The organism is Streptomyces sparsus (assembly GCF_054776295.1).
Genome location: NZ_BAAHCA010000890.1, coordinates 1 through 2002, shown reverse-complemented (window position 1 = coordinate 2002; position 2002 = coordinate 1). Strand labels below are relative to the sequence as shown.

The window sequence follows — 2002 nt, the reverse complement described above, 5'->3', positions numbered from 1 at the left end:
GGGCACGGCCGCCGCGGGCGTGTCCGGTGCGGGCCTGTCCGGTGCGGCGGCCGGGGGAGCGGAGTGAGCGGCGGGGCCACCGAGGACGCCCGGGCCGTCGAGGCCGCGAACACCGCTCTGTACGAGGCGCTGGAGCACGGCGATCTGGACGCGCTCACCGACCTGTGGCTGGACGACGGCGTCAGCGTGGTGCACCCGGGCTGGCCGGTGCTCGCCGGTCGCGGCGAGGTCCTGCGGTCCTATGCGCTGATCATGGCCAACACCGACTACATCCAGTTCTTCCTCACCGACGTCGACGTGTCGGTGCTCGGCGACACCGCCCTGGTGACGTGCACCGAGAACATCCTCAGCGGCGGCCCGGCCGAGGCGGACGGTTCCGCGGGCCCGCTGGTGGGCGGCCTGGTGGTCGCCACCAACGTGTTCCGGCGGGACGCGGACGGCCGGTGGCGGGTGTGGTCGCACCACGGCTCGCCGGTCCTGGTGGAGCAGGAGGAGACCGAGGGCGACGCGCCGGACGACCAGCCGGACGGCACGCCGGACGAGGGGCTGCCGGGGGCCGCAGACTGACGTCAGCGCTGTGCTCTGCCTCACTCCTGAGGTGCGTTCGGCAGGAATACCGGAGTGGCCGCCGCGGCTGAGGGGTATGGGCCCCGCCCGGGGACAGCGCGTGCCGAGGGCGCACCGGGCGGGTCCGGTCGTTCGACGGCGGCTCGACCGCACGGCGTGCCCCGCGGGCGAAGGTGCTCGACGTCCGCAGGTACATTCGACGCGGCCGACGCGGCAGGAACGCGCGGCCCCCAGCTTGCAGTACCGAGGGGAGTGAGGACGCCGTGGACCGAGTCGCGGTGCGCGGGCTCAAGGCGCGCGGACATCACGGGGTCTTCCCGGAGGAGCGGGAGCAGGGGCAGGTGTTCGTCGTGGACGTGGACATGGCCGTGGACACCCGCCCGGCGGCGGCCGGCGACGAGCTGGCCCGCACGGTGCACTACGGAGTCGTGGCCGAGCAGGTCGTCGCGGTGGTCGAGGGTGAGCCGGTGGAGCTCATCGAGACGCTCGCGCAGCGGATCGCCGACCAGTGCCTGACGCACGACGCGGTGCAGGAGGTCGAGGTGGTGGTGCACAAGCCGCAGGCCCCGATCACCGTGCCTTTTGACGATGTGACCATCACGATCAAGCGGAGCCGACATGACGCCGAACAGTGACCCGACCGTGCAGCCGGTGCCCGCATCGGTGGTGCGCCAGGTGGACGCCGCCGACATCACCCTGAGCAATCCCAAACGGGCCGTGGTCTCGCTCGGCAGCAACCTCGGCAACCGGCTGGAGACCCTCCAGGGGGCCGTCGACGCGCTGGAGGACACCCCGGGCGTGCGGGTGAAGGCCGTCTCCCCGGTGTACGAGACGGAGCCGTGGGGCGTCGAGCCCGGCTCGCAGCCCGCCTACTTCAACGCGGTCGTGCTGCTCAAGACGACGCTGCCGCCGGACTCCCTGCTGGAGCGCGGGCACGCCATCGAGGAGGCCTTCGAGCGGGTGCGCGACGAGCGCTGGGGCCCGCGCACGATCGACGTGGACATCGTCTCCTACCAGGACGTGGTGTCCGAGGACCCGAGGCTGACGCTGCCGCACCCGCGCGTGCATGAGCGGGCCTTCGTCCTGGTGCCGTGGCACGATGTGGACCCGGTTGCCGAGGTGCCGGGCAGGGGCCCGGTGGTGGAGCTGCTGACCGAGGTCGGCCGGGACGGCGTCCAGGTCCGGCCGGACCTGGAACTCGTCCTGCCCGACTAGTCGTTGAAGGACAGCGTGAAAGAGATCCGACTCCGCACACTCGCCGGCATCTTCGCGGTGGCCGCTGTGCTGTCCTGGTCCGGCGCGCGCCTGTGGGACTCCGTCGGCACGCTGCCGGCGGTGCCCGTGCTGGCCCCCGTGGTCCTGGCGCTGATCGCCGTGGTGCTGCTGGCCACCGCGCTGTCGCTGCGGGCCCGGCTGCGCGCCCAGCGCGAGCGGG

The 2002-nt window shown here is 73.1% G+C and carries 4 protein-coding genes; all 4 read left to right on the top strand.

Annotated elements, in window-relative coordinates:
* Window positions 1-63 precede the first annotated feature (63 nt).
* Complete coding sequence (locus tag ACYVE9_RS24585) at window positions 64-567, top strand: nuclear transport factor 2 family protein (RefSeq protein ID WP_461030093.1); 504 nt, start codon at window positions 64-66, stop codon at window positions 565-567.
* A 263-nt stretch (window positions 568-830) separates the two neighbouring features.
* The gene (gene folB, locus ACYVE9_RS24580) at window positions 831-1202 is read left to right on the top strand and encodes a dihydroneopterin aldolase (protein WP_461030092.1); all 372 of its coding nucleotides are present in this window, start codon (window positions 831-833) and stop codon (window positions 1200-1202) included.
* Window positions 1186-1782 carry a 2-amino-4-hydroxy-6-hydroxymethyldihydropteridine diphosphokinase gene (folK, locus tag ACYVE9_RS24575; RefSeq protein WP_461030091.1) on the top strand — a complete coding sequence of 199 codons (597 nt, stop codon included), beginning with the start codon at window positions 1186-1188 and terminating at the stop codon, window positions 1780-1782. Before folB ends, folK begins: the two co-directional genes overlap by 17 nt.
* 15 nt (window positions 1783-1797) lie before the next feature.
* A partial coding sequence (locus tag ACYVE9_RS24570; protein ID WP_461030090.1) for a DUF3180 family protein occupies window positions 1798-2002 on the top strand: 205 nt, incomplete at its 3' end.